This window comes from Ruegeria sp. BG10 (assembly GCF_056538575.1).
On the sequence record NZ_JBQFTI010000001.1, the window covers coordinates 1,278,566 to 1,301,779 of the forward strand.

Genomic DNA, 23,214 nt, shown 5'->3' on the forward strand with positions numbered 1-23,214 from the left:
GTGCCGCGGAATGGCCTTTCCCTTTTGACGCAAACCCATATCTTGCCCGGCAAACGCGCGAATACAAAAAGGCAGGCCAGACATGACCACCGACCCCCTTGTTGTCTTTACCCCGTCGGGCAAACGCGGGCATTTCCCCGTGGGCACTCCGGTTCTGACTGCCGCCCGGCAGCTGGGGGTCGATCTGGATTCGGTCTGCGGCGGCCGTGGGATTTGCTCGAAATGTCAGATCACGCCCAGCTATGGTGAGTTTCCCAAACACGGCGTCACCGTCTCGGACACTGCGCTGAGTGCGTGGAATGCCGTCGAACAGCGCTATGACGACAAACGCGGGCTGAAGCCCGGCCGCCGTCTGGGATGTCAGGCGACCGTTCAGGGCGACATTGTGATCGACGTCCCCCCCGAAAGCCAGGTGCACCGTCAGGTGGTTCGCAAAGCGGCCGCCGCGCGGGCCATCACGATGGACCCGGCGACCCGGCTTTATTTTGTGGTCGTGGAAGAGCCCGATATGCACTCGCCCACCGGCGATCTGGAACGTCTGGAACGGGCCCTGCGCCAGCAGTGGAAGATCGACGCTGTCACCGCTGACCTGTCCCTGTTGTCCAAGCTGCAACCGGTTCTGCGCAAAGGGAAATGGGAAGTCACGGTCGCCCTTCACAAGGGCCACAAGGACGAGGTGGCCCGGATCGTTGAAATCTGGCCCGGCCTGCATGAGAGCGGGCTGTACGGTCTGGCGATTGACCTTGGCTCGACCACGATCGCGGCCCACCTGACCGATCTGGAAACCGGTGAGGTCAAAACCTCCTCGGGTCTGATGAACCCGCAAATCAGGTTCGGAGAAGACCTGATGAGCCGGGTGTCCTATTCGATGATGAACCCCGGCGGGGACAAGGAAATGACCAGGGCCGTCCGCGAGGCGATCAACGATCTGACCTCCTCGATTGCGGAAGAGGCCGATATTGACTCCGCGCTGATTGTCGAGACCGTGTTCGTCTGCAACCCGGTCATGCATCATCTGCTGCTGGGTCTGGACCCGGTCGAGCTTGGCCAGGCGCCGTTTGCGCTGGCGACGTCGGAAAGCATGTCGCTGCCCGCGCGTGACATGGACCTGACCAAAATGAACCCGCGCGCGCAGGTCTACATCTTGCCCTGCATCGCGGGGCATGTAGGTGCGGATTGTGCGGCTGTGGCGTTGTCAGAAGAGCCCGGCAAATCCGAAGACCTCGTGCTGATCGTCGACGTCGGCACCAACGCGGAAATCCTGCTGGGCAACACCTCTCGCGTGCTGGCCTGTTCCTCTCCGACAGGGCCCGCCTTTGAGGGCGCGCAGATCAGTTCCGGCCAGCGCGCCGCGCCCGGAGCAATCGAGCGGATTGAGATCGATCCCGTCACCAAGGAACCCCGCTTTCGGGTGATCGGGTCCGATAGATGGTCGGACGAAGACGGATTTGACCGGGATGTCGCAACTACGGGAATCACTGGCATATGCGGTTCGGGCATTATCGAAGCCGTCGCCGAAATGCGCATTGCCGGGTTGCTGGATGAAAGCGGACTGATCGGGTCTGCCGACCAAACCGGCACAGCCCGCTGTGTCCCCGAAGGCCGCACCCACGCCTATCTGATCCACGATGCCAGCGCCGAGGGCGGTCCGCGCATCACCGTGACGCAGGGCGATATCCGCGCCATCCAGCTGGCCAAATCCGCGCTTTATGCCGGCGCGCGCCTGCTGATGGACGAAATGGGCGTCGACAAGGTGGATCGCGTGGTTCTGGCCGGGGCGTTCGGCGCGCATATCTCGACCAAACACGCGATGGTTCTGGGCATGATCCCGGACGCACCACTGGACAAGGTGAACAGCGCCGGCAATGCCGCCGGAACCGGTGCCCGGATTGCGCTGTGCAACATCGGCTCGCGGTCCGAGATCGAACGCGTCGTGCGCGAGATTACCAAGGTCGAAACAGCCATCGAGCCCAAGTTTCAGGATCATTTCGTTGCGGCCAACGCCATCCCGCACAAGACTGACCCGTTTCCGGAACTGGCGCAGGTGGTCACGCTGCCCGCGCCTTCGTTCAACACCGGTGGGGACGAGGAAAAATCGGGCCGTCGCCGCCGCCGCCGGTCATAGGATGGCCTGCTGTTGGTGAAAGTGGGTCCGTTGGCGGCCACCACCTGAAAGCCGTATCAAAAACGCGCAGAGGTCGGGCGGTGCACTGCCCGGCTTCCGGAATCACAGAAACGGCAGTCTTTCCCGGCGAAACTTGTCAGAGATAAAGACGGCATCCCCGAACCGGCGCTGCCCGCTGGGCGCAGATCGGCCGGGGAAAATGTCGTACATGGAATAACTGAACCGATCCAACTCGTTCCAAAGGTCCAGAATCAGGGGACAATTCGCATAATGCGGCGTTGCGAACCATTCGAACATGATCATGTCGATGCGCTGCTCGGACAGCATCTGCGCAGCACCTCTGAATATATTCAGCTCGGACCCCTGCGCGTCGATCTTCATGCAGGAGATGTGCGAGATGCCATTCTCCTCACAAAAGGCGTCGATTGTGTTCACTTTCACCTGAATGGATGAGACGACCTCGGATTCCGGGTGGTTTGCAACCGTCTCATCACTCATCGGCAGCAGCGAGGACGTTCCAAGACTTTTGCCAACAAAAAACTCGGCTTCGCCCGGCGTATCGCTGAGCGCCTGCTGCACGACATTCACGGCCGAGAACGAGGAAAACCTGTTGGCCAGAAAGCTGGCCTGTTCTGGCAGGGGTTCAAACAGAAAGCAGGGGCAGTCGGGGAAAATGCGGATCAGGTGGCGGGCGATGGTTCCCCGGTTCACGCCGATGTCGAACAGGGCGCCGTCCTCATGCGCGACGGCGGACAACCGCGCCAGCGATCCGACAGGCCCGCCCTTTTTTGCGACTACTTGCGCCCGCCGCGTCAGCTGTTTCTTCATGACCGAGATCCCTTGGAGCGGGTAGCGGGAATCGAACCCGCGCGTTCAGCTTGGGAAGCTGACAGGCTACCATTACATCATACCCGCCGCGTTGGATTGGATAGCACTCTCGTCCGGCCGACTTCAAGCACGTTTCGGTGCTGACCGGGCGCTATTCCGTTCGGGCGCGCAGGCTGTCGATCAAGGACTGGTCCACGTCCAGCGCCTGACAGGCCGCATCCAGTGTTCGCTGATCCAGATGCTGCGGGTTCAGGTCGACATCCTTTGAAAACGCATCAACAATCGCGCGCATCGCCTTGATACGGGCGTATTTCTTATTGTTGGCGGGAATCACATGCCAAGGGGCGATTGCCGTCGATGTGCGCGCCAGCATTTCGTCCACAGCGACTTCAGTTTCCGCCCAGCGTTCACGATTTCGGAAATCCTCGTAGGTCAGCTTCCAGCGCTTCATCGGATTGCGCAGACGCTCGGTGAACCGTGCCATCTGCTCTTCCGGAGAAATGTGAAAGAACAACTTCACGATCCGGGTTCCGTCATCGACGAGCATGCGTTCGAAATCATTGATCTCCTGATACGCGGCGCGCCAGCGTTCTTTCGGAGTAAGGTTTTCGATCCGTTCGACCAGCACACGCCCGTACCAGCTGCGATCAAAGGCCGAGATGGCCCCGGCCGGCGGCAGCCTTTCCCAGAAACGCAGCAGATAGTGCCGGTTCAGATAGTAGTTTCGGGGCGCACCGATCGGCCAGACCTTGAAACTGCGCGGGTCCAGCGCCTGGCTGATCCGCCGGATTGTCCCCCCCTTGCCTGCCGCATCCCAGCCTTCGAATACCAGAACGCCCTTAACCCCATGAAACAGAAACGCCTGCTGAATCAGCGCAAGCTGCGCCTGCAGCGCGGCGAGTTGTTCGAAATAATCCTGCTTGTTTAAACGCTTGCCGAGGTCTGTGTCCGCCAGTTTCGGGGGGTGATGTTTGCTCATCTTTGCACCTGAACCTATCTGTTGGGGTTCTGCCAATATCGCAAACCAATGATGAACCAGCCTTGATCGGTGTCAAAACGAAAATGGCCGGGCACTGGGCCCGGCCTTTGATGTCTGGGCGTTGCCTATCCGGCGCGGCGCCGGCGACCGCCACCGCGACGACCGCCTGCCGCACCGGCGGCACCGGCTTCGTCCGGCGCTTTGTTGAACTTGATCCAGGCACCACCATGCGGGTCGTTGTTGGTCAGCAGATTGGCCGCGCGGATGGCCTCCATCTCTTTACCGGCACGCGGCAGGGTCGAACCCAGACCGAACAGCTGGCAAAAGGTTTCGTCATCCATGTCCGCGGGCAGAACGATGCCTTTCGCTTCGACTTCCGCTTTTTTCTCGGCCAGCTTTTTCGGACCAACCGGCAGGGCCACCGGGTTCATGATCGCCGAAGTCATACCCGCGCCCATCGCCATCGGCAGGAACGCGTTGTTGATACCGTGGCGGTTCGGCAGGCCGAACGAGATGTTGGACGCGCCGCAGGTGGTGTTAACGCCCAGTTCCTCGCGCAGGCGACGGACCAGAGCGAACACCTGCTGACCGGCCGTAGCCATCGCACCGATGGGCATGACCAGCGGGTCGACGACGATGTCATGCGCAGGGATGCCGAAATCGGCGGCACGCTCAACGATCTTCTTCGCAACTTCGAAACGCACATCGGGGTCTTCGGAAATCCCGGTGTCATCGTTCGAGATCGCGACCACCGGAACGTTGTATTTCTTGACCAGCGGCAGAACCAGTTCCAGACGCTCTTCCTCGCCCGTGACCGAGTTCAGCAGCGGACGGCCCTCAGCCGCCTCAAGGCCGGCCTCCAGCGCGCCGGGAACAGAGCTGTCGATGCACAGCGGAACCTCAACCAGACCCTGCACCAACTCGACGATCTTGCGCATCAGCGGCGGTTCGGTCTCGTTCGGGTTGGGGTTCGAGTTGTAGACAACGCCCGCGTTGATATCCAGAACGGTCGCGCCTGCAGCGACCTGGGCGATGGCGTCTTTCTCAACGGTCGAGAAATCGCCCGCTTCCAGTTCGGCGGCCAGTTTCTTGCGGCCGGTCGGGTTGATCCGCTCGCCGATCACGCAGAACGGTTCGTCAAAGCCCAGAACGGCGGTTTTTGTTTTTGATTCTACGACTGTACGGGTCATGTCCGTTCCTTAGGAGTTTGCAGGCTTTGCCGAGGCGCCGCCGTTGTCGATAGCCCAGTTGGCGTTGGTCTTGATGCCGCCGAGCGGGAAGAAATGCACGTTGGTGATGTTGAACTCTGGATTGGCCGCTTTGTGGTTGGCCAGTTCGGTGATCACATCGGTCGGCTCGTAGGGCAGCAACAGCTTGGAGACATCCATCGCGCGCTTTTGCAGGACCTTCAGCGACGGGCCGACACCACAGGCGATGGCGAACTTGATCAGGGTCTGCAGTTTGGCTGGACCGGCAATTCCGATATGGATCGGCAGGTCGATACCGGCGGCCTTCAGACCGTCGGCCCATGCGATGATCGGCTTGGCGTCAAAGGCAAACTGCGTGGCCAGCGCCATTTCCGCGTCGGTCGTTTCATTGAACTTCTGCTTCCAGCGCAGCGCGTCGTCGACATTCCTGGTCGAGCCGTCCGGGTCAATGTCCTTGTTGCCCTCGGGGTGACCCGCCACGTGCAGACGTTTGAAGCCCGCCTTGTCGAACAGGCCGGACTCCAGCAATTGCATCGAGCTGTCGAATTCACCATGCGGATTCGCGACACCACCGGCCAGCAGCAGCGCCTGATCGACACCCGCTTCGCCCTGATACATGGAAATCCAGTTTTCCAGCGCCTTCGCATCCTTGATGATCCGCGCCGGGAAGTGCGGCATCACGGGATACCCTTCAGTCGCGATCCGCTTGGCGGTCTTGACCATGTCTTCGATGGGCGTGCCTTCGATATGAGCGATATAGACGCGGGTGCCTTCGGGCAGCAGCGCGCGGAAATCCTCGATCTTTTCGGCGGTGCGCGGCATCACCTCGATCGAATAGCCCTGCAAAAAGGCTTCGACGGTCGGGTTTACCGGGGCCTTTTCGGCCGCATCACGTTTCTTGAAGTTCAGCAAAGCCATTGCGGCCTCCCATATAGATCTGGGGCTCATGCCCAACCGTCATTGGCGATCAGGGCCTTGACGCGCTCCTGATCGTATTCCGTCTCCAGACGCACGGCTTCGGCCTCGGCAATCTCGGACGGGTCTCCGTCCACAGCAAAGGGTTCGGCCTTGCGCCATTCAGCCAGGTAGGCATCGCTGTCCTTGGCGTTCACCTTCATCGCGGCCCGGTCGATGGCTTGCTCGAACCGCTCCTCCAACTGCCGCTTGGCGCCCCGGCGGCCTTTGCCGACGATGACTTGGGCGGGAATGTCGCGCCAGTATACGATGGTGACGTCAGGCATAGCCTTTGATTCCTCCTAACCAGATGGAGTGGTTCTAGACTTCTATATGGGCCAAGGTCGGTCGATTTTCGACACACGGCGTATTTCAAGCGACCTTTTTGCCCACGATGGGATACCGGGGCTTGTAACCAATTCCCGGTCGAAGTCGCACATCAAAATACTCAACACTTTAATGAGCGTCTTGCACGAACCAACCGCCCGACCTATGGTCGGGGTAACTCGAAAATCGGAGGGCGTTACGATGGCGCCCAAGCGTCCCAAAGGTGCGGGCGCGTTCCCGAAGGCGGTCGAAAGCCCCGCGCCGGCAAGACCCGATCCAGATGCGTTGTATGCGGCGCTGGATCTGGGAACAAATAGCTGCCGCATGTTGATAGCCCAGCCCAAGGGCAGCGGGTTCCATGTGGTAGACAGTTTTTCCAAATCCGTGCAGTTGGGCGCGGGGCTGGAACGGACCGGACGACTGTCGCGGTCGTCGATGGCGCGCACCATTCAGGCGCTGCGCATCTGCCAGCAAAAGCTGAAACGCAACAGGGTCAGACGGATGCGTCTGGTCGCGACCGAGGCATGCCGCCGCGCGCGAAACTCACGCGACTTTATCCGGCAGGTCAAGCGCGAGACCGGATTGACGCTGGAAATCATCCAGCCCGAGGAAGAGGCGCGTCTGGCCGTCATATCCTGCGCGCCGCTGGTCTCGACCAAGACCGAGCAATTGCTGGTCGTGGATATCGGGGGCGGCTCGACCGAGCTTGTGTGGATCGACATCTCTTCGGTGCCCCGCCGCGACCGTCCAGCTGCAATCATGCGCCTGCATAACGGGTTCCACACGGTTGAAAGCCCGTTTCCGGCGGCCAAGGTCGTGGACTGGATCAGTGTGCCGCTGGGTGTCGCGACACTGCGCGACCAGTTCAACGATGTCGAGGATGACTCGGCACGCTTTGCGCTTATGAGCTGGTTCTTCGAAGAAAATTTGGCCGATTTCGCGCCCTACAAGGACGAACAGGCGCGCGAAGGGTTTCAGATCGTCGGCACCAGCGGCACGGTGACGACCGTGGCTGCCTCGCATCTGGGGTTGAAGCGTTATGACCGGACCAAGGTGGACGGTCTGCGCATGACCAGCGATCAGATTGACAAAGTGATACGGGGATACTTAGAACTCGGCCCACTGGGGCGGCGGCGAGATCCGCGTATCGGCGATGACCGGCAGGCCCTGATCATGTCCGGCTCGGCCATTTTGCAGGCTTTGTTACGCTGCTGGCCCACCGACCGCCTTTCCGTGGCGGACCGTGGGCTGCGCGAAGGTTTGCTTTATGCGCAGATGAGCGCGGACGGCGTATTGGAAGACGGACCGTTCTGATGGCGAAGACACCGAGTGGAAAGAATACCTCAGGCCGTGGACAACGCGACCTGAAGGTCAAGGTGAAGACCGCGCGCGGGCGCAAGCTCAGCTCGACCCGCTGGCTTGAGCGGCAGCTGAACGACCCGTATGTGAAACGCGCGCAGGCCGAGGGCTATCGTGGGCGTGCGGCGTTCAAAATTCTGGAACTGGACGACAAGTTTCGCTTTCTTGTCCCCGGTGCGCGCGTAGTCGATCTGGGCTGCGCCCCCGGTGGCTGGTGTCAGGTGGCGGTGAAACGCGTCAACGCGCTGGGCGAACGCTCGGGCAAACGCGTCGGTACGGTTCTGGGCGTGGATCTGCAAGAGGTCGAACCCGTGGCCGGAGCGGACACCCACGTGCTGGACTTCATGGAGGACGACGCCGATCAAAAGGTCAAGGACTGGCTTGGCGGCAAGGCGGATGTGGTGATGTCGGATATGGCGGCGGCCTCATCCGGGCACAAACAGACGGACCATCTGCGCATCATGGCCCTGTGCGAATCCGCGGCCTATTTCGCCTTTGACGTTCTGGAAGAAGGCGGAACCTTCGTTGCCAAGGTGCTGGCCGGGGGCGCGGAAGGCGATCTGCAAAAGCTGCTGAAACAGAAATTCGAAAAGGTGGCGAATGTGAAGCCGCCTGCGTCCCGGTCGGACAGCTCCGAAAAATTCGTGGTCGCAACCGGTTTCCGGGGCTGAGTTCAATCGTCCAGCGAAATACTGTCGCCCGTCAGCACCTGTTCCCGCAGTGATGCCGCGGCGGTGCGTTGCAAAAGCAGGGCTTCACCATGGTTGATGTATTCAGGTTTTCGGGCCTGAAGATCGGCAATCCGCTGGTTCAGCGACAAGGGGCGCTGCAACTGCCATGTATGGACCGGTTTTTCAAACATTGGCTACCTATGGGCCTGTCCAGGGTTCTGCTTAGCCGAAATCATTAACCGGAGATTTTGCCGGGAACGTGGCGTAAACCGGGCCACGCGATGCCGTTTCAGGGGTCAAGCTGCGCCTTGAGTTGTCGCAGTTCCGGGCTGGCGGGTAAGCTGGCCAACCCCTCGCGCAGAACTTCGCGCGCGGCATCAAGACCGCGGTTGATCTGGGCCAGTTGCACCAGTATCGGCCACGCTTCGGCCTGCTGCGGGTCCAGGGTGACGACCTCGCGAAAGGCGCGTTCGGCGGCTGGCGCGTCCCGAAATGTCAGGGCCATCCCGCCCAGCACAAGATGTGTCTCGGGAAAGTCCAAACGGTTGGACATTGCCGCTTGCCACTCGCCCATTCCCTGCCCGACCAGCGCCTGCTGGGCGGGGTTCAGGGATTGCATCGGAATGGTCAGGAACTCTTTCGCGGCCGAAATCCGCACGTTCAGCATCGGGTCCGAGAGCAAGGGTTCAAGGCGCTCTAGCCGCTCTGGCAACCCGGCCTGACGCTGTAACGGGGCCGCGTTGGCACGCACCAGGGGGTCCGGATCAGTCAGCATCGCGGCGGTGATCGCGGCAACGTCCGCTGATCCGAAGGGTTGCAGCAAATACGCCGCCGTTGCACGGACGACCCCCGGCTGGCCCGGATCGGTCGCAATGGCCAAAAGTCCCTCTGGCCCGTCCATGCGCCTGGTCGCCGCCGCCTGAAATGCCCTGCCAAAATGTGCGCCCCGATACGCGGAATCGGGAAACCATGCCTCAATCTGCTGCGCGGCCCAGTCCTGATCTTCATCGCGGTGGCAATCGGTGCAGGCATCCTGCCCCAAATTCAGGTCGGGTCGCGGAATACGAAAACTGTGATCGCGCCTGCCATCCACGCCCATATAGACACGTTCGATCATGTGGCAGGACTTGCACTGCGCACCGTCGCTGCTTTCCGGGTGGTGATGATGGCCAAAAGAGTCGTAATCTTTCGCCGTAAGCGTTGGAAACTCCGGGTTGGCAGCCGGCGAGTGGCACTGTGTGCAGACCCCGTTTCCTTCGGCCCGAAGCCCGGCGCCATGAGGTTCGTGACAATGCATGCAACCAACGCCCCGTTCATACATCTTCGATTGCAGGAACGAGCCGTAAACATAGACCTCGTCCTGAATCTGACCGTCGAACTGGTAGAGACCGGGGCGCAGCACTGCCAGATTATAGGCGTCGTGATAGGGGGTTCCGGGTAACGGGTTGCCGTCCTGATGCGCCTCGCGCCGGGAATGGCAACCGGCACATTGCTGAATCTCCGCCTCGGTGCGGCCCCTGCCCCAGCTCATGGTAAAGCCGAATTCGTTCAAGCCGGCAGCAACCGTCTGACCATTGGTCCAATCGATATGCGTCGATCCGGGGCCGTGACAGGCCTCGCACCCGACGCCGATTTCGGCCTGCTGTGACCTGTAGGTTCTGGTTTGAATTTCATACTTCTTTTCGAACCCGGTCGCATGGCATTCGGCACAGCGCGCGTTCCAGTTCTTATACGGGCCGGTCCAGTGCAGACCGTCGCCGGGCGGCAGGTCCTGATCGGGATACAGGTGGAACCAGCGTTGTTGTTCCGTGTCCCAGACAACGTCAAAGCTTTGCAGACGGCCGGGCTGTGTTTCGAACAGGTATTGCTGCAAGGGCTCAATACCGACGACCGAATGCACATCATAAAGGGTTATTGCGCCGTCCTTTTCGGTCACATGGGCCCGCAACACGTCATCCTTTTCGTCGAACTCCACAGACATGCCGTCATGGTCAAAACGTGTGCCGTCGAAATCCGCCTTGACGTGCCCGGACGCTACAGAGGTCCAGGCCAGCGCGTGGTGCGAAGTTGACCAGGCCTCGGCCTCCTCCTCATGGCAGTCCATGCATTGGGCAGAGCCGACATAGGTCGGGGTCTGGGCAAAAGCAGTCAGGGGCACGAACATCGCGATTGCAGCGGCGACGAACCTCACGAGGCGCGCCCTTCCGGTCCGCTTTGCAGATCCATCAGCGCGCCGTTGAATTCCGCCCCAAGGATCAGGATCGCCGCACAGAGGTACAGAAAGATCAATGCCGCCATGGCCCCCGCCAGCCCGGCATAGGTGGCGCTGTAGGTTGCGAACTGTCCGATATAGATCGAAAACCCCCAACCGCCCGCCGTCCAAAGGGCAAGGGTCAGCAGCACGCCCGGCAAAATCTGCATCACCCTGTGACGCCGCGTCGGCAGGACCAAATGCGCCAGGATCACCGTGCCCGCCGGGACCGCCACCGTGAAGGTCCAGCGCAGCCGGTCCACCGATAGCCAGTCAGAGACATTGACATCGGTCTTTTCGGATACCAGCCGCGTGTAGAACGGCAAAACAACCTCGACCGCGGCGATTGCCAGAATGGCGGCACCGCCCACAACGACCAGCCCCAGGCACAACAAGCGCGTCTTCCAGAACGGCCAGCTGTCGCGGTCATGATACGCCTGATTGATCGCAGCGCGCACGGCAACCACACCGTTCGAGGCAAAGAAGATCGCAAGAAGCCCCCCCAGCGTGATGACACCGGACCCGGATTCCGCAAGGACCGCCCGCAGCTCGGTGACAATCGGCCCCGCGACATCCTGCGGCCACGCGCCAAAAAGCAGCTCGATCAACTCGTCCGTGACATAGTCCTGAGACAGCGCCCCCGCCAGCGCCACGGTAAACAGAACAAAGGGAAACAGGGCCAGCATAAGCGACATGGCGACATGGCTGCTCATGACGAACCCGTTCTTGGCGCCAAAGCGGATGATGGCCAGCCAAAGCGCCTGAACCGGTCGTCCAAATAAGGGAATCACTCGTGCGCTCATTCACAAAGACTAACCCGCCCGTCCCGCTCAAAGAACCGCCAATTCCGGTGATGTCTCAATTTATCCCTTACAAATGACTGGCCGCATTGCATAATCCGGCCTTGCTGTGCAGGATCGGCGGCACACACAATCCGCTGCCCCGCCGCGCAAAGTGCAGTTCCTGATACGGGCCGATCAATGACTTTGGACAATGACATCGCTTCCAAGCCAACGAAACTGAAGCTGTCCGTCGTGCGGGACGTGTCGATAGTAGCGACACTCATGGTGCTGGGACTATACGCAGGGTCGGCGTTTCTGGTGCCGCTGACCATGGCATTGCTGATCAATGTCCTGATCATCGCGCTCAGCGACCGGATCATCGCCCTGACCCGTGTGCCCGTCTGGCTGGCCAATATAGCGGGCGTCACCGTGGTTCTGGCCGGCCTGTTCGTCATCATGTACATCCTGGGCAGTCAGGCGACCCAGTTCGCGCGCTCGATCAACACCTATGAGGCCCAGTTCGACAACGCGGTGAACCGCATCGCCGGGTTGGTGGGCAATGACGTGACCACCTTTATCCGGGACAACCTGATCAGCATCGACATGTCCTATGTGGCTCGCGTTCTGCTGGGCAGCGCCACATCCCTGCTGAACCATTTCTTTCTGATCAGCCTCTACGTCGCCTTCCTTATGGCCGAGCGGCTGGCTTTTCGGAAAAAGATACGGCTTGCGGCGGGCGATCCGAAAACGGGTGCAGAATTTGCCGCCATACTCGATGCGATTTCCTTCAGCCTGCAACGCTATGTCGGGGTCAAGACGTTCATCAGCCTGATTACGGCGACCATCAGCTATCTGGTCTTCAAGCTGTTGGGTCTGGAATATGCCGAAACCTGGGCTGTGCTGACCTTCGCGCTGAACTTCATTCCCTCGATCGGCTCAATCATCGCGGTGGTGTTTCCATCCATGATTGCGCTGGTGCAGTTTGAATCGATCGGGCCGTTTCTGATCATCGTTTTGGGGTGCGGAACCCTGCAATTCCTGATCGGAAATTTCCTGGACCCCGCAATGTTGGGGCGGTCCCTGAACATGTCCACTTTTCTGGTCATTCTGGCGCTGACCTTCTGGACCACGGTCTGGGGGCTGATCGGGTCCTTCCTGAGCGTTCCGCTGACCGTTTGCATTCTGATCGTATTCAGCCATATCCCCGCGCTGCGCCCCATCGCCATTTTGATGTCACTGGACGGCAGGCTGGGCGAGGATGACCGCCCGCAAACGGCTGGTTAGACCATGCGACGGCCGGTTTTCATCGGGTCGGAAATCTATCGTAATTCGACCTATGGCTCAAAGCATCCCCTAGCGATTCCGCGCGTGTCCACGGTCATCGATCTGTGCCGCGCGCTGGGATGGCTGAATTCCAAGAACTATCGCGTCAGCCCCTGCGCCAAGCCAAGTGCGTTGCAGAGCTTTCACACACCCGAATACATCTCGGCCCTGAGGCTGGCGGAAAAGCAGCAAAGGGTTTCCGAGGATATCCGCGCCAGACACGGTCTGGGCACAATCTCAAACCCGGTATTTGCGGAAATGTTCCGACGTCCGGCCACCGCTGCGGGTGGGTCGATGCTGGGTGCGGAACTGATCCGTGAGGGCGGGATCGTGTTCAATCCGGCGGGCGGCACTCATCACGGTCTGCCTGATCGCGCCAACGGGTTTTGCTATCTGAATGATCCGGTGCTGGCGATACGAACCCTTCTGAACGCCGGGCTTGATCGCATCGTCTATGTCGATATCGACGCGCATCACTGCGATGGGGTTGCTGCTGCATTTCATGGCTCGGACGTGGTGCGGATGATTTCGATCCACGAGGCGCGCAGATGGCCGTTTACCGGCGCGCTGGATGATGATGCGGGCGGCGCGGCGTGGAACCTTCCCGTTGCCCGCAGCCTCAATGACAGTGAGTTTCTCGCCATTCTCGATCAGGTCATACTGCCGGCCACCGTCGCCTTTCGCCCGCAGGCCATCGTGATGCAATGCGGGGCCGACGCCGTAGCCGAAGACCCGCTGTCCCGCCTGACGCTGTCCAACAACGCCCACTGGCACGCGGTCGCCAGCCTGCGCGATCTGGCGCCAAGGTTTCTGGTTCTGGGCGGCGGTGGGTATAACCCCTGGTCCGTGGGCAGACTGTGGACCGGCGTCTGGGCGATCTTGAACGGGTTCGACATCCCCGAAATGCTCGCGCCAGAAGCACAGACTGTTCTTCACACCCTGACGTGGAACCGGGCCGCGGGAAAACGGCCTCCTCAGCACTGGTTCAAAACGCTGCGTGACGCTCCGAACGAAGGTAAGATTCGCCCGGAGTTGCGCGCGGACATGCGCATCCTGTCGGATCGGATTTCTCAATCCGTACGCCACTGACCGGCAATTGGTTGCCGGCAAACATGCGGCCCGTACGTCAAAAGTTGTGTAGATACATTGCGATATGGCGCAGGATCGGGATCGCATCTACACTGGCACAGATTAACAAGGCAAGAGACCGATAACCCCATGTGGACACTGCTCGTTTCCGCGCTCGTCTTCTTCCTCTACGCGACGGCCATCGTCTTTTCGATACGCGCCGCGCAGACCGCGCGCACGCCGCAGGGGGCCGTGGGGTGGGTTGTCTTTCTGATCGCCACGCCGCTGCTGGGGGTACCCTTGTACCTGTTTCTCGGCCACCACAGGTTTCGCGGGTATCGCATCGCCAGAAAGCAAAGCGAACGGGTTGTCGAGGGCATCAAGACCTTTGCGGATTTTTCCAAACCCGACGCCGAAAGAATGCCGATCAACCCGCGCCCGTTCGAATCACTGGCGCACCTGCCCGTTTCGCGCGGAAACGGGGCGGAATTGCTGGTGGACGGACAGGCCACTTTCGATGCGATATTCCAGGCCATCGACGACGCGCAGAACTATGTCCTGATTCAGTTCTACATCGTGCGCGACGATGCGCTGGGCAAGAAACTGCAAGCGAAACTGATCGCGGCAGCAGAACGTGGCGTCTGCATCCGGTTCATGACCGACGCGGTGGGCAGCTACGGACTTCCGACCGCCTACCTTGACGCCCTGCGCACAGCGGGGATCGAGATTGCGAACCCCCGGGATCGCCGCGGGCCGCAGTACCGGTTTCAGCTCAACTATCGCAATCACCGAAAGACCGTGATCATTGACGGCGAAACCGGATTTATCGGCGGGCATAATGTGGGCGTCGAATATCTGGGGCAGGACGCACATTTCGGCCACTGGCGCGACACGCATATCCGTATGACCGGCCACATTGTCCGGCAGCTGCAACTGATCTTCACCGAAGACTGGCATTGGGCACATGACGAAGACCTGATCGATCAGCTGGATTGGGCAGGATCGGAATCCGAGCAGGACATGAACGCGCTGCTGGTGGCGACCGGACCCGGCGACGAGACCGAAACCGGGGCGATGATGTTCTTTGCCGCCATCACCGAGGCCAAGGAAAGGCTGTGGATCGCGTCGCCCTATTTTGTACCGGACATCGACATCATGACAGCGTTGCAACATGCAGCCCTGCGTGGTGTCGACGTGCGCATTCTGGTGCCCGACGTGATTGACCACCGCCTGCCCTGGCTAGCCGCATTCGCCTATTTTGATGAAATCAGAGAATGTGGCGCGCGGGTTTTTCGCTATACCGATGGCTTCATGCACCAGAAGGTTTTCGTGGTTGACGACACATTGGCCGCGGTGGGAACAACCAATCTGGACAACCGCTCGTTCCGCCTGAATTTTGAGGCGATGGCGCTGTTCTTCGATCCACGCGCGGCGCATGCCGTTGACGCGATGCTGCGCAAGGACTTCGAATCCAGCTACGAGCTGACCCGCAATCTGCCCGACCAGCCCGCCTATATCCGCTTTGGATCACCCCTTGCGCGACTATTCGCGCCGATCCTCTAGGACATCAGTTCCTCTTTGAAGACCTGCGTCATCAGGGCAACCATGAATGCCGTGGATAATCCAAACGCCAGCAGCCCGGTCACCGACGCAAACGCGCCGAAAATGCGCAATTGTTCCCCCAGTACAATGTCGCCGTAGCCGAGCGTCGTAAACGTCACCAGCGAGAAATACAGCGCCGAGTTCCAGTCGGGCAGGACATCCCCCAATACCCAGACAATCGCCCAAAGCCAGACCTGGAACGTATGAATCGCCACAATGAACATCAGAGCGATACAGATCGGCCCGGCGATCGAGACAAACCTTTTGCTGTTTTCCAGTCGAACGGACATCACGCGCACCATTTGCGTGCACCAGGTGAGAAGGATGATTTCGATCAGAAAGCAGATGCCAAGATAGATGCTGCCCCAAACGATCTGCTGCGTTAATGTCATAAACCTGTATCTCTTGTACCCGTCCGGAAAAGTCCCTTCACAATGGCCGCTTCCGCGAAACGGAACAACCCCGTGGCCACCGCTGCGACGAATGGAAACGAAAACGCCTCGGTGCTGGACTCTGCCGGGAGGCGCTGCACATTGTTGCGGGCACTATCCGGGGCGTTTGAATGCTGCTGACGATCGACAAGGTTCACAAATCCTATCCGGGCGGGCGCCCGGTTCTGCGGGACGTTTCGCTGACGCTGGACCAGGGTCAGACGCTGGCCCTGACCGGCGAAAGCGGCAGCGGCAAAAGCACATTGCTGAATCTGGTCGCGGCATTGGACGGCTTTGACCAGGGTGAGATCACGCTGGACGGAACCGCCCTGTCGCCTTTGGACGACACGGGCCGCGCCGCGCTGCGCCGGCACAGCGTTTCGCTTGTGTTTCAGCAGTTTAACCTGATCCCGTCGCTGACGGTCGGGCAAAATCTGGCGTTCCACGCCCGGCTGGCGGGTCGTCTGGATCACGAATGGACCGCGCATCTGGCAGACAGGCTGGGTCTTGCGGAACTTCTTGAACGCTATCCCGAGAATCTGTCCGGTGGGCAACAACAGCGTGTCGCCATCGGGCGCGCCATGGCCGCTCGGCCTAAACTGCTGCTGGCGGATGAGCCAACCGGAAATCTGGATGAAACCGCCAGCGCCGCGGTACTGGACCTTATGCTGTCGCTCGTGGCTGATACCGGCGCGGCGCTGCTGCTGGTGACGCATTCGCAGGACATCGCGGCGCGGCTGGATCGGCAGGCGCATCTGTCCGGCGGGCGCATCGCATGACACGCGCCGTGATAGAAGCTTTGCTGTCGCATTGGCGCGCGCACCGGCTACAACTGGCGACGTTGCTGATCGGCATTGCCCTTGCAACCGGGCTGTGGTCTGCCGTGCAGGCCATCAACGCCGAGGCGCGCAACAGCTATGACCGGGCGCGCGACCAACTGGCTGTCGGTCAGTTTGACGAACTGCGCAACCCGTCCGGCCTGATCCCGATCTCGCGCTATGCCGAGCTGCGCCGGGCCGGGTGGCAGGTCGCCGCAGTGCTCGAAGGTCCGGTGCGCATCGGTAACCGCAGGGTGCAGGTGCTGGGCGTCGATATGGTCACCTACCCGGCCCTTCCGGCTGTTACCCAGATCGAACAGGGCGCAGTACCCCCGAACCCCGCTGACATCCTGACATCGCCCGGCCGTCTGCTGGCCACCCCCGATCTGGCCGCGTATCTCGAAGCGCAGGACGGCCTGCCCCCGGTGTTACGGTCAGATGCCCTGCCCCCTGATCTTGTCCTGACCGATATTGGCGTGGCCGAAACGCTGTTGGACAGACGCGGGCAAGTATCGCGGCTGATCGTATTGCCGAACCAGCCCGTATCCGTCCTGCCCCTGTCCGACATCGCACCTGAACTGGAGAGGGTCGAAGCCTCGGCGCAATTGGATACGGCCCGGCTGACCGACAGTTTTCACCTGAACCTGACCGCATTCGGCCTGCTGTCCTTTGCAGTTGGGCTGTTCATCGTGCAGGGCACGGTCGGTCTGGCCTTTGCTCAGAGGCGCCCGATGATCAGAACCTTGCGTGCGCTGGGGGTCTCGATGCGGCGGCTGGTCTTGCTGATCACAGCCGAGCTGACCTTGCTGGCCCTGACCGGTGGCGCGCTGGGCCTGATCCTTGGGTTCTTTCTGGCCGGTGCGCTTTTGCCCGATGTCGCCGCCACGCTGCGCGGTTTGTACGGCGCGCCGGTGGACGGGCAAATGGCGTTGCGGCCCCAATGGGTGCTGGCCGGGCTTGCTATGGCATTGGCCGGAACATTGGTGGCCAGCGGTCACGCCCTCTATCGCCTCTCTCGCATGCCATTGCTGTCAGGTGCCGGGGTCCTTGCCTGGCGCGAGGCGGCCGCAGGTCACCGCATCTCGGCCCTGCTGGGGCTTGCGCTGATCGCGGGCGGTGTTGCCATTGCTTTCCTTTTCGACGGGTTGATCTTTGGCTTTGCAATGGTGGCAGGTATCCTCACCGGCGCGGCTCTGCTGCTGCCGTTTCTTGTCTCCACCGTCCTGTCCATATTTCAGCGCGGCGCCCGCGGGCCTTTGACCCAGTGGGTCTGGTCGGACATGCAGGCGCAATTGCCGGGCCTTTCGCTGGCGCTGATGGCGCTGTTGCTGGCGCTGGCGGCAAATATCGGCGTCGGAACAATGGTATCCAGCTTTCGCCTGACCTTTACGGGCTGGCTGGATCAGCGTTTGACCTCCGAACTGTATGTGACCGCCGCAAGTGACCAGCAGGGCCAGCAGATCGTAGAATGGCTTACGCCGCAGGTAGATGCCGTTTTGCCGATCCGCAGTATCGAACTGGCCCACACGACCGGGCCACTCTTCCTGTACGGAATCGTCGACGACCAGACATACCGGCAAAACTGGCCGCTCATCGCCTCGTCCGACAATGTGTGGGACCGCGTATTGGCTGGTGAGGCGGTGCTGATCAACGAACAGCTCGCCCGCCGGTCGAACCTGTGGCCCGGAGATACGCTGAGCTTTGGTACAGACCATACGCTGACCATTGCCGGCGTGTATTCGGATTATGGGAACCCGACGGGTCAGGCCATCGTCTCCATGGCACAGCTTGACCGGATCGCGCCCGGTGCCGACATGCGCCGGTTTGGAATTCGCGTTGCCCCTGAGCAGGCATCGGAATTGGCGCAATCTTTACGCGATCAATTCGAACTGCCACGACAGGCGGTAGTCCAGCAGGCCGCGATGAAGGCGCAGTCTATGGCGATTTTCGAAAAGACGTTCGTTGTCACTTCCGCCCTGAATATCCTCACCCTCGGCGTGGCGGGCTTCGCAATCCTCACCAGCCTGCTGACACTGTGGACGCAACGCTTGCCACAAATTGCTCCGGTCTGGGCGCTGGGTCTGACGCGGACGCAACTGGCGCAGCTTGAGTTGCTGCGCAGCGTATTGCTGGCGGCGGTGACGGCGGTTCTGGCACTGCCGCTCGGGCTGGTTCTGGCCTGGGCGCTGCTGGCCGTTATCAACGTTCAGGCCTTCGGATGGCAGCTGCCGATGTATCTGTTTCCTCTGGACTGGGTCTATCTGTTCTTCCTGACCCTGCTGGCGGCGCTCATCGCCGCCGCCCTGCCCGCGCTGCGCCTGTTGCGCCTGCCACCGGCCGATTTGTTGAGGGTGTTTGCCAATGAACGTTAAAGCCTTGTTGCTTGCCCTGATGATCTTTCTGCCCGGTACCTTGCACGCGCAGGGCTATGCCGGGTTGGGCGGCAGCGCCGAGGGGTTCGACATTCCGCAACCCGGGTATCAGTTTCAATTTCCAGCCGACCACGGCCCGCACCCAAACTTTCGGATCGAATGGTGGTATCTGACCGCGAACCTTACCGGAGAGGACGGGCGTGATTACGGCATACAGTGGACCCTGTTTCGATCTGCCCTGAAACCCACCAGAACCGAGGGCTGGCAAAGCCCACAGCTTTGGATGGGGCACGCCGCCGTGACCACACCCGAGACGCATTACTTTGCCGAGCGTCTGTCGCGTGACGGGGTCGGCCAGGCCGGCGTGACGGCGGAACCGTTCGAGGCCTGGATTGATGAATGGCATATGCGCGGCCCCGATCCCAACAGGCTAATGCTGACCGCAGGCGGTACTGACTTCAGCTATGACCTGACGCTGAACGCTCAGGGCCCATTTGTGTTTCACGGCGACGCGGGATATTCGGTCAAATCTGCTGACGGGCAGGCCAGCTATTACTATTCGCAACCGTTCTACACCATCGAAGGCGTGTTGCACCTGCCTGACGGCGAAGTTGCCGTTACAGGTCAGGGCTGGCTGGACCGGGAATGGTCCTCGCAACCTCTGGCAGAGGATCAAAGCGGCTGGGACTGGTTCTCGCTCAGCTTTGAGGGTGGTGACAAGCTGATGGCGTTTCGTCTGCGCGGCGCGCGCCGGGATTTCACCGCCGCGACATGGATAGATGCAGACGGCACAGCCACACCCCTTGCGGACGGGTCCGCAACGTTCACCCCGTTGGATACGGCAAACATAGCGGATCGCGACATACCGGTGCGATGGCGCGTTACCCTTCCCGACCGTGGGTTGGATGTCGAGGTTTCGGCCCTGACGCCCACGGCGTGGATGGCCACCCGGTTCGAATATTGGGAAGGCCCCGTTACCGTATCAGGCAGCCATTCTGGCCGCGGTTACCTTGAGATGACCGGCTACGAACCCTAGCGCACCACGTAGACTGAGACGGTGGAATGCCGCACGACACGCGCGGCGTTCGGCCCAAGAAGGTAATCCTTCAGGTCCGGCTTATGCGCGCCGATCACGATCAGGTCACTGCCCGCCCCATCGGCGGTTTTCAGGATCTCCTGATAGGCAGTGCCGGTCGCCACCACATGACGGATCTTTGCATTAAGATCCGCCCCCAAAGTTGCGGTGCACATTTCGACAAGTTTGGAATGTGCCTCCTCAAGCGCCTTGTCATGAAAATCCGGCTGGAAGAATCCTGACACCCAGCTTTCCCCGAAATCGGGCAGGACGGTCACAACGTCCAGCTGGGCACTGTCCCGCTCGGCCAGATCGGCGGCGGTTTTCAGGACATTCACATCCAGATCGCCGTTGCTGATGTCTACGGCGCAAAGAACGGAATTTGTCATGCGGGCACCTCTTGTCTGGCGGCACGGCCACGTTGAAGGAAGGCGATCAGACCCAGCAATAGCATCGCCGGGATGTAGATCAGTTGTTTCGGCGGCTGGCTGGATGGCAAGCTAACCGAGGTCAGGCGCACGGCCTCATCCCCGTAATAGTCGAAAATGTCCAGCTCATCCGCGACGGGCGTGCCAAACAACGGCTCCTCCAGTTTGATCAGACCGTCCTCTTCGATCAGCAACAGACCCATCGCGTCAACGCGCGCCTCGCCGCCTTCTTCCTCGCCGACAGTGACGACAACTGTGGTATCCGTCATCTCGAGCGTGTCGAAATCCGGGCCGCTGACGACCATGCGCACCTCGGTCCCCGGTGGTGTCTGCCCGATGGTTTCGACAAAGGCAGAAGGCTCAACCGAGGTATAAGGCGGCGCGACGCGATCCATGAAATAGTCGGGCCTGAACAGCGCAAAGGCCACAAAGATCAGCGCGACGCTTTCATAGATGCGGCTGTGGGTCACAAAGTAACCCATTGTTCCCGCAGTAAAGACAAGGATCGCTATTGTCGCAAATATCGCGACGATAATGCCCTCGACCCAGGTGACATCGATCAACAGCAGATCGGTGTTGAAGATGAACACAAACGGCAGCGCAACGGTGCGCAGGCTGTAAAAGAACGCGGTGAAACCGGTCTTGATCGCGTCACCGCCCGACACGGCCGCAGCAGCGAAACTCGCCAGCCCCACGGGGGGCGTCACGTCCGCCATGATGCCAAAATAGAAGACGAACAGGTGCACGGCGATCAGCGGCACGATCAGCCCGCTCTGTGCGCCCAGTTCGACAACCACACCTGCCATAAGCGAGCTGACAACGATGTAATTCGCCGTGGTTGGCAGGCCCATGCCAAGGATTAGGCTCAGCAGGCCAACCATCACCAGCATCAGGATCAGGTTGCCGCCGGACAGGAATTCAACCAAATCGGCCATCACCTGCCCCACACCTGTCAGTGTAACTGTCCCCACGATCACACCCGCCGTGGCCGTTGCCAGGGCGATGCCGATCATGTTGCGCGCGCCGTCGATCAGACCCTGCCACAGGTCCACGACGCCGTCGCTGAACGAGGCGGACAGGTTGCTCTGCCCCCGGAACAGCGCCTTGAGCGGTTTTTGCGTCAGCAGGATCACGAACAGCAGCGCCGTGGCCCAAAACGCCGACAGGCCGGGCGATTTCTGTTCGATCATCAGGAAATAGACCAGAACGATGATCGGCAGCAGGTAATGCAACCCGGCTTTGTAAATGTCCGCGATGATCGGAAGGGTCACCTCTTTGGCGTTCGGATCGTCCGGTTCCAGATCCGGCACCTGAGCGGCCAGATACAGCAGAGCGACATAGACCGCGCAAACAATCAAGCTCAGGATCAATCCCGCCGAGGATGGTGCCCAACTTGAGACTGCTTCGACCGGGAATTGCGACCCATAGCACAGCCCGGCGAAGACCAGGAAGAAGGACAACATCCCCACAATGGTCCGTGCCAGATGGACGTCGCGGTCACCCAGCGTAGGCATGTTCCGCTTTACGGCTTCAAGGTGCACGATATAGACCAGCGCGATGTAGGAAATCGCCGCCGGCAGGAAGGCGTGGGTGATCACTTCGACATAAGAGATGCCCACATATTCAACCATCAGGAAGGCCGCAGCACCCATCACCGGCGGCATGATCTGGCCATTCACGGATGAGGCCACCTCGACCGAGCCCGCCTGTTCACTGGAAAAGCCCACACGCTTCATCAGAGGGATGGTAAACGTCCCGGTGGTCACAACGTTTGCGATGGAAGAGCCTGAGATCAGACCAGTCGCGGCAGAGCCGACAACCGCCGCCTTGGCGGGGCCGCCGCGCAGGTGGCCGAGCGCGCCGAAGGCCATCTTGATGAAATAGTTCCCTGCCCCGGCCTTATCCAGCAAAGCCCCGAACAGGACGAACAGGAACACGAATTTCGTAGACACACCCAAGGCGATGCCGAACACGCCCTCGGACGTGATCCACATATGGCTCATCGCCTTTTTCAGGCTGGCGCCCTTCCAGCGGATAACCTCGGGCACCCATTCGGAAGAGCCAAAGAATACATACGCCAAGAATATCGTCGCAATGATTGCCATTGCCGGGCCAAGCGCGCGACGCGCGGCCTCGAACAGCAACAGCAGACCGACCAGAGCGACCCATTTATCGGTATCATCCGCAAGCCCGCCCGCATCGACGATCTTGTTGTAGAAAAAATATCCGTAAAGCGCGACAAACGTGCCCACCAGCCCCATGATCCAGTCCTGAACGGGGATATAATCACGCGGGCTGGATTTGAGTGCTGGGTAGGCCGCGAAAGCCAGAAACATGGCAAAGGCCAGATGAAACTGCCGCGCGTTGTTCACAACGCTGCCCGGCAGCACGTAGTTCGCAAGCGGTGAAGCCAGAACCACCTGAAAGATCGACCAGATTGCAGCAACAATGGCCAGAAAGATTCCGACATTTCCGACCGGATTACGCCCGCCCGCATCGGACGAGGCCACGAGATCCTGTAGCTCTTCTTCGGATAGCGGACGATTGGATTGGTTGTCGGAACTCATGAATAGTCTCCCCGTCGCGGCCTTTGCGGCCTTCTGATTCACCCGC

20 protein-coding genes and 1 tRNA gene are annotated in these 23,214 nt (G+C 60.5%); 9 read left to right on the forward strand and 12 right to left on the reverse strand.

The features are described 5' to 3' along the window. The first annotated feature begins 82 nt into the window (after positions 1–82). Complete coding sequence (locus ACR0D8_RS06310; protein WP_480645287.1) at positions 83–2,125, forward strand: ASKHA domain-containing protein; 2,043 nt, start codon at positions 83–85, stop codon at positions 2,123–2,125. Between the two features lie 102 nt (positions 2,126–2,227). Here the strand turns inward: ACR0D8_RS06310 and ACR0D8_RS06315 are convergent, their stop codons facing one another. The 6 genes from ACR0D8_RS06315 to ACR0D8_RS06340 all read right to left on the reverse strand — a co-directional run bounded on the left by ACR0D8_RS06315 (position 2,228) and on the right by ACR0D8_RS06340 (position 6,381). Next, complete coding sequence (locus ACR0D8_RS06315) at positions 2,228–2,953, reverse strand: FkbM family methyltransferase (RefSeq protein WP_480645289.1); 726 nt, start codon at positions 2,951–2,953, stop codon at positions 2,228–2,230. Positions 2,954–2,966: 13 nt separating this feature from the next. Next, positions 2,967–3,040 (reverse strand) — tRNA-Gly (locus ACR0D8_RS06320). Positions 3,041–3,104: 64 nt separating this feature from the next. Beyond that, positions 3,105–3,932, reverse strand: coding sequence for a polyphosphate kinase 2 family protein (locus ACR0D8_RS06325; RefSeq protein ID WP_480645290.1), 828 nt, complete (start codon positions 3,930–3,932; stop codon positions 3,105–3,107). Between the two features lie 125 nt (positions 3,933–4,057). Next, positions 4,058–5,122: a methyltetrahydrofolate cobalamin methyltransferase gene (locus ACR0D8_RS06330; RefSeq protein ID WP_480645292.1), complete on the reverse strand. Its 1,065-nt coding sequence runs from the start codon at positions 5,120–5,122 to the stop codon at positions 4,058–4,060. A gap of 9 nt (positions 5,123–5,131) precedes the next feature. Next, positions 5,132–6,058, reverse strand: a complete 927-nt coding sequence (locus ACR0D8_RS06335) for a methylenetetrahydrofolate reductase (RefSeq protein WP_480645293.1) — start codon at positions 6,056–6,058, stop codon at positions 5,132–5,134. A gap of 26 nt (positions 6,059–6,084) precedes the next feature. Further along, entirely contained in the window at positions 6,085–6,381 is a 297-nt protein-coding gene (locus ACR0D8_RS06340; RefSeq protein WP_475160805.1) for a virulence factor, read from the reverse strand. 241 nt (positions 6,382–6,622) lie between these two features. Between ACR0D8_RS06340 and ACR0D8_RS06345 the strand changes: the two genes are divergently transcribed. Continuing rightward, the gene (locus tag ACR0D8_RS06345; protein WP_475160806.1) at positions 6,623–7,735 is read left to right on the forward strand and encodes a Ppx/GppA phosphatase family protein; all 1,113 of its coding nucleotides are present in this window, start codon (positions 6,623–6,625) and stop codon (positions 7,733–7,735) included. Next, positions 7,735–8,451, forward strand: coding sequence for an RlmE family RNA methyltransferase (locus ACR0D8_RS06350; RefSeq protein ID WP_480645295.1), 717 nt, complete (start codon positions 7,735–7,737; stop codon positions 8,449–8,451). The genes ACR0D8_RS06345 and ACR0D8_RS06350 overlap by 1 nt, the downstream gene beginning before the upstream one ends. Positions 8,452–8,453: 2 nt before the next feature. Here the strand turns inward: ACR0D8_RS06350 and ACR0D8_RS06355 are convergent, their stop codons facing one another. The 3 genes from ACR0D8_RS06355 to ACR0D8_RS06365 all read right to left on the reverse strand — a co-directional run bounded on the left by ACR0D8_RS06355 (position 8,454) and on the right by ACR0D8_RS06365 (position 11,505). After that, positions 8,454–8,642 (reverse strand): hypothetical protein, encoded by a 189-nt coding sequence (locus tag ACR0D8_RS06355; protein ID WP_475160810.1) that lies wholly within the window; start codon positions 8,640–8,642, stop codon positions 8,454–8,456. A 98-nt stretch (positions 8,643–8,740) separates the two neighbouring features. Next, on the reverse strand, positions 8,741–10,642 hold the full coding sequence (locus tag ACR0D8_RS06360; protein ID WP_480645296.1) for a multiheme c-type cytochrome: 1,902 nt from the start codon (positions 10,640–10,642) through the stop codon (positions 8,741–8,743). After that, on the reverse strand, positions 10,639–11,505 hold the full coding sequence (locus ACR0D8_RS06365) for a YihY/virulence factor BrkB family protein (RefSeq protein WP_475160816.1): 867 nt from the start codon (positions 11,503–11,505) through the stop codon (positions 10,639–10,641). The genes ACR0D8_RS06360 and ACR0D8_RS06365 overlap by 4 nt, the downstream gene beginning before the upstream one ends. Before the next feature lie 177 nt (positions 11,506–11,682). Here ACR0D8_RS06365 and ACR0D8_RS06370 point away from each other — a divergent pair, with 177 nt between their 5' ends. The 3 genes from ACR0D8_RS06370 to cls all read left to right on the forward strand — a co-directional run bounded on the left by ACR0D8_RS06370 (position 11,683) and on the right by cls (position 15,438). Then, positions 11,683–12,768, forward strand: a complete 1,086-nt coding sequence (locus ACR0D8_RS06370) for an AI-2E family transporter (RefSeq protein ID WP_480645297.1) — start codon at positions 11,683–11,685, stop codon at positions 12,766–12,768. A 3-nt stretch (positions 12,769–12,771) separates the two neighbouring features. Continuing rightward, a complete protein-coding gene (locus ACR0D8_RS06375) occupies positions 12,772–13,896 on the forward strand; it encodes an acetoin utilization protein AcuC (RefSeq protein WP_480645299.1) in 1,125 nt (374 codons plus the stop codon). A 129-nt stretch (positions 13,897–14,025) separates the two neighbouring features. Continuing rightward, positions 14,026–15,438, forward strand: coding sequence for a cardiolipin synthase (gene cls, locus ACR0D8_RS06380; RefSeq protein ID WP_480645301.1), 1,413 nt, complete (start codon positions 14,026–14,028; stop codon positions 15,436–15,438). Here the strand turns inward: cls and ACR0D8_RS06385 are convergent. Then, complete coding sequence (locus ACR0D8_RS06385) at positions 15,435–15,869, reverse strand: ion channel (RefSeq protein WP_475160825.1); 435 nt, start codon at positions 15,867–15,869, stop codon at positions 15,435–15,437. The genes cls and ACR0D8_RS06385 overlap by 4 nt on opposite strands. Before the next feature lie 170 nt (positions 15,870–16,039). Here ACR0D8_RS06385 and ACR0D8_RS06390 point away from each other — a divergent pair, with 170 nt between their 5' ends. The 3 genes from ACR0D8_RS06390 to ACR0D8_RS06400 are packed head-to-tail and all read left to right on the forward strand — an operon-like array spanning position 16,040 to position 20,134. Beyond that, positions 16,040–16,687 carry an ABC transporter ATP-binding protein gene (locus ACR0D8_RS06390; RefSeq protein WP_480645303.1) on the forward strand — a complete coding sequence of 216 codons (648 nt, stop codon included), beginning with the start codon at positions 16,040–16,042 and terminating at the stop codon, positions 16,685–16,687. Further along, positions 16,684–19,098: an ABC transporter permease gene (locus ACR0D8_RS06395; RefSeq protein WP_480645304.1), complete on the forward strand. Its 2,415-nt coding sequence runs from the start codon at positions 16,684–16,686 to the stop codon at positions 19,096–19,098. Before ACR0D8_RS06390 ends, ACR0D8_RS06395 begins: the two co-directional genes overlap by 4 nt. Next, positions 19,088–20,134, forward strand: a complete 1,047-nt coding sequence (locus tag ACR0D8_RS06400) for a lipocalin-like domain-containing protein (protein WP_480645306.1) — start codon at positions 19,088–19,090, stop codon at positions 20,132–20,134. The genes ACR0D8_RS06395 and ACR0D8_RS06400 overlap by 11 nt, the downstream gene beginning before the upstream one ends. Here the strand turns inward: ACR0D8_RS06400 and ACR0D8_RS06405 are convergent. Both ACR0D8_RS06405 and ACR0D8_RS06410 read right to left on the reverse strand, forming a co-directional pair. Then, positions 20,131–20,562 (reverse strand): universal stress protein, encoded by a 432-nt coding sequence (locus ACR0D8_RS06405; RefSeq protein WP_480645307.1) that lies wholly within the window; start codon positions 20,560–20,562, stop codon positions 20,131–20,133. The genes ACR0D8_RS06400 and ACR0D8_RS06405 overlap by 4 nt on opposite strands. Beyond that, positions 20,559–23,168 (reverse strand): TRAP transporter permease, encoded by a 2,610-nt coding sequence (locus tag ACR0D8_RS06410; RefSeq protein ID WP_480645308.1) that lies wholly within the window; start codon positions 23,166–23,168, stop codon positions 20,559–20,561. Before ACR0D8_RS06410 ends, ACR0D8_RS06405 begins: the two co-directional genes overlap by 4 nt. Positions 23,169–23,214: the final 46 nt, after the last annotated feature.